This is a genomic window from Escherichia sp. TW14182, from assembly GCF_000208525.1.
GTDB classification, from domain to species: Bacteria; Pseudomonadota; Gammaproteobacteria; order Enterobacterales; family Enterobacteriaceae; genus Escherichia; species Escherichia ruysiae.
Genome location: NZ_AEJZ01000012.1, coordinates 1 through 3,678 on the forward strand (window position 1 = coordinate 1; position 3,678 = coordinate 3,678).

At 48.0% G+C, this 3,678-nt stretch carries 4 protein-coding genes and 1 pseudogene; 2 read left to right on the forward strand and 3 right to left on the reverse strand.

The features are described from left to right. A pseudogene (locus tag EQY_RS0101420) lies at positions 1 to 180 on the forward strand (putrescine/spermidine ABC transporter); the annotation flags it as partial. Positions 181 to 253: 73 nt separating this feature from the next. Here EQY_RS0101420 and sbcB read toward each other — a convergent pair. Continuing rightward, positions 254 to 1,678 carry an exodeoxyribonuclease I gene (sbcB, locus tag EQY_RS0101425; RefSeq protein ID WP_000132556.1) on the reverse strand — a complete coding sequence of 475 codons (1,425 nt, stop codon included), beginning with the start codon at positions 1,676 to 1,678 and terminating at the stop codon, positions 254 to 256. A gap of 182 nt (positions 1,679 to 1,860) precedes the next feature. Between sbcB and EQY_RS0101430 the strand changes: the two genes are divergently transcribed. Continuing rightward, a complete protein-coding gene (locus EQY_RS0101430) occupies positions 1,861 to 3,039 on the forward strand; it encodes a tyrosine-type recombinase/integrase (RefSeq protein WP_024212361.1) in 1,179 nt (392 codons plus the stop codon). On the opposite strand, the gene EQY_RS0101435 is transcribed toward EQY_RS0101430, so the two are convergent. Together EQY_RS0101435 and EQY_RS0101440 are read right to left on the reverse strand one after the other, a co-directional pair. Next, complete coding sequence (locus tag EQY_RS0101435; protein WP_000132739.1) at positions 3,020 to 3,211, reverse strand: helix-turn-helix transcriptional regulator; 192 nt, start codon at positions 3,209 to 3,211, stop codon at positions 3,020 to 3,022. The genes EQY_RS0101430 and EQY_RS0101435 overlap by 20 nt on opposite strands. Before the next feature lie 77 nt (positions 3,212 to 3,288). Then, positions 3,289 to 3,633, reverse strand: a complete 345-nt coding sequence (locus tag EQY_RS0101440; RefSeq protein WP_001281205.1) for a hypothetical protein — start codon at positions 3,631 to 3,633, stop codon at positions 3,289 to 3,291. Between the last annotated feature and the right edge of the window lie 45 nt (positions 3,634 to 3,678).

Sequence of the window (3,678 nt, forward strand, 5' to 3'; positions counted from 1 at the left end):
CACTTCCAGTATCTGTTCCTGCCGATGTGTGGTGCTCTGACTGTAGGTGCGCTGTGGGTGAACCTGGAAGAAAGCTCAATGGTTCTGGGTCTGATCTGGGCGGCAATCGGTCTGATTTATCTGGCTTGCGTGACGAAGAGCTTCCGCAATCCGGTTCCGCAATACGAAGACGTTGCATAATATTACAAGCCGGATGATGTAACCATCCGGTAAGTCACTAAAAACCGGAGTTTATCGCTCCGGTTTTTTCTTTTCAGACGATCTCTTCTGCGTACTGCCAAAGCGCCTTTAACAGCGCCACTTTCTCTTTATCATCGGCATATTGTTGTGCCAGCATTTGCAATTCATCAGCATAATCTTGCAAAAACTCTGGCGTGAAGACCTGACGACGGTGCTCCAGCCAGCGTTGCTGTTCGGCGTAGTCCAGCGTTCCTGGGAAGTTACGCGCACGATAATTGAACAACAGCTTCTCAATGCGTTTATCGACAAAGGTGATATCCAGTGCCGGTAAATTACGCGGCTCGGTTTCCAGTACAATTTTCATTGCCGCGCGATCGGCGTCGCTGAAAAAGCCGTTATAAAGTTGGGCATCCACGTTATCTGAAGGCGTAAATGGTTCGGCTTCAGCGAATATCGCCACCACTTTTTCACGCACTTGCGGATTTTCACGCAGAATTTTCAGGTTATCGAGACAATGCTGGCGATTAATGCCCAGCCGATCGGCATCTTCCGGGCGAAGCGTATTCGCCTGTGCTAATACCGGACATTTATTAATATGCACCAGCTTAACCGGAACGGCGGCGTTATCACCCAGATCGGCTTTCGCGGTATACAGGCGCTCGCGCAGCGTGTCGCTATCCAGTTCCAGTAATGGCGAAATATCTCCTGCTAAATCCACCATAATCACGGCATTGCGATTTTCAGGATGCCATGCCAGCGGCGCAACCCAACTGGTATTGCCACGCCATGCACCAAACATACCGGAAACGTGAACCAGGGGTTTCATCTGTGGCACATCAATCAACGCCATCAATTTGTGCTTGTTGCGATGGCTGTAGAGATAATCAAACAGGCGTGGCTGACGCGTTTTCACCAGTTTCGCCATCGCAATAGTGGCGTACACATCGGCCATCGCATCGTGGGCATTGCTATGTTCAATACCATTCGCTTTGGTTAAATGTTCAAGGCGAAAACTCGGTAGACCGTCATCATTTTCAGGCCAATTGATCCCCTCCGGACGCAGCGCATAACAGGCGCGCATGACGTCCAGCAGATCCCAGCGAGAGTTATCATGCTGCCAACTCCAGGCATAGGGATCGTAGAAATTACGATAAAAAATGTTGCGTGTGACTTCGTCATCGAAACGTACATTGTTGTAGCCCAGAATACAGGTCTTCGGTACGGTAAAAAGCGAATGAATGCGAGCGGCAAACGCAGTTTCGTTTTCTCCTTTCGCCCGCGCTTCCTGCGGGGTAATACCCGTGATTAAAACTGCTCCTGGTTGGGGTAAATAATCATCTGCAGGCTTGCAATAAAAAACCTCTGGTTCGCCGATGATATTGAATTCGCTATCGGTGCGAATGGCAGCGAACTGCGCAGGGCGATCTAACGCAGGGTGCGTGCCAAAGGTTTCATAATCGTGAAAGAGGAAGGTAGGTTGTTTATCTGTGTCTGTCATTGTCTAGCATTGTCCACTGTAGTTAATTAACTGTCTGTTATAACTCGAAAAACAACCATTTTTTCACCTGAGTATGTCTACGAACGTCAAATATAGTTGTTTACTGTGCGCTGTTGTCCATGTGATATTGTGTACCAGATGTGTACCAAACCATTATTTTTGAGCGTACCAAATATTTATTTATGGCTATAAGCGACACAAAACTGCGTACTATTTATGGTAAACCATATTCTGGCCCACAAGAAGTGGCTGATGCCGATGGGCTCAGCGTACGAATTTCACCGAAGGGGGTCATCCAGTTCCAGTACCGCTATCGCTGGCATGGCAAGCCTAATCGACTTGGGCTTGGTCGATATCCATCCCTGTCTTTGAAGGATGCCAGACAGATCACTGCTGACTTGCGAAAGCTCTATTTCTCAGGAACGGATCCACGCACCTATTTTGAAGAGAAGGTGGAGAACTCCATGACGGTCGCCCAGTGTCTCGACTACTGGTTCGACAACTACGTCTCTACAACTCTCAGAGAAAAGACCCAGGCACTTTACCGATCAACGGTTATGAAGCGCATGCATGACGCATTTCCTAATCGTCCGGCATCTTCTATCACGGTTAAGCAATGGGTTGACCTGCTTACCGAAGAAGAAAGAGATAATCCACGCCGAGCAAGGCAGGTGCTAAGTCAACTAAGATCAGCAATAAGTTGGTGCATGCGGCGTCAGTTGATAGATAGTTGCGCAATTATGAGCATCCAGCCAAGGGACTTCGGCTCACGCGCTGAGGTAGGGGATCGGGTACTGTCGTATCACGAACTGGCTAAGATTTGGCTTGCTATTGAAAGAAGCCGTGCTTCTACGTCAAATAAGCTGCTTCATCAGATGCTTATGCTGTGGGGGGCGAGGCTCTCAGAGCTTAGGCTGGCAACAAAGACAGAATTTGACCTGCTGGAAAACGTATGGACCGTACCGAAAGAGCATAGCAAGATGGGTAATGTTATCCGCCGTCCAATCTTCGAACAAATTAAGCCTTTCCTCGAAAAGGCCATGACAACGTACAATGATGTTCTTTTCCCTGGAGAAGACATAAACAAACCGATCAGCATCGCTGCAGCCAACCGATTCGTAAATAGAATAAGGGGAGGGATGGATCTAGGTTACTGGCGAACACACGATTTCAGAAGAACGCTTGTTACACGTCTGTCCGAGATGAATGTCGAGCCTCATGTTACTGAGCGAATGCTCGGTCATGAACTTGGCGGGATAATGTCCGTATACAATAAACACGACTGGATAGAGGCTCAGCGCAAAGCGTATGAGCTTCACGCTGATAAATTGTTCTGGCACATCAGGAACATTTCTGGTTAACGCCACCGTTAAGAATCCACCCTTCAACAGCTTCACGAAGGTATGATTTGGGGTGGGTTCTGACTGGCTTCGGAAATCCGTGCCGTTTGGTATAGTTCCAGATTGTCTGACGTGATGAAACACCGAGCTTGTTCATCACTTCTTTCTCAGGAATCAGGCTGGTATCGGTCATCTTAATTCTCCAGGCAAAAAGAAACCGCCATATAGCGGCTCTATCAGATATGTACAGGCCTCATCGAGTGTGAGGCGTTAGTCCTTGCGTAGCTCGCTGATTCTTCTGTAAGTCTCTGGTGCTTTGTTTCCGTGTATCTTCATTTCAGACTTCAACAGAGCAACGAGAGAATCCCATTCGTTGAGGATGCCTTTGAATGCCGGAACGCGCTTTGCAACCTTGTCGAATGAATCTCTGATTTCTGGAATCTGCTCAACAAGTGCAACGCATCGTCTGAAATCGGCTGCGTCATGTGGAGCACCGAAGCTATGACCATAGATATTCTTTTTCAGTCCACATGCGATTGAGGCAAGAGTTGCGCTACTGATGCCAACATCGCTAGTCGATTGCCATTTCAAAACCTTCATAGCCAAATCTGACATTTCTTGTCTCCAATAAAAAAACCGCCATCAGGCGGCTTGGTGTTC

Bases quoted from the DNA above. Each gene is read 5' to 3' on its own strand.
- EQY_RS0101435 (WP_000132739.1), bottom strand. From the start codon at position 3,211: ATGACCGATACCAGCCTGATTCCTGAGAAAGAAGTGATGAACAAGCTC.
- sbcB (WP_000132556.1), bottom strand. From the start codon at position 1,678: ATGACAGACACAGATAAACAACCTACCTTCCTCTTTCACGATTATGAA.
- EQY_RS0101430 (WP_024212361.1), top strand. From the start codon at position 1,861: ATGGCTATAAGCGACACAAAACTGCGTACTATTTATGGTAAACCATAT.
- EQY_RS0101440 (WP_001281205.1), bottom strand. From the start codon at position 3,633: ATGTCAGATTTGGCTATGAAGGTTTTGAAATGGCAATCGACTAGCGAT.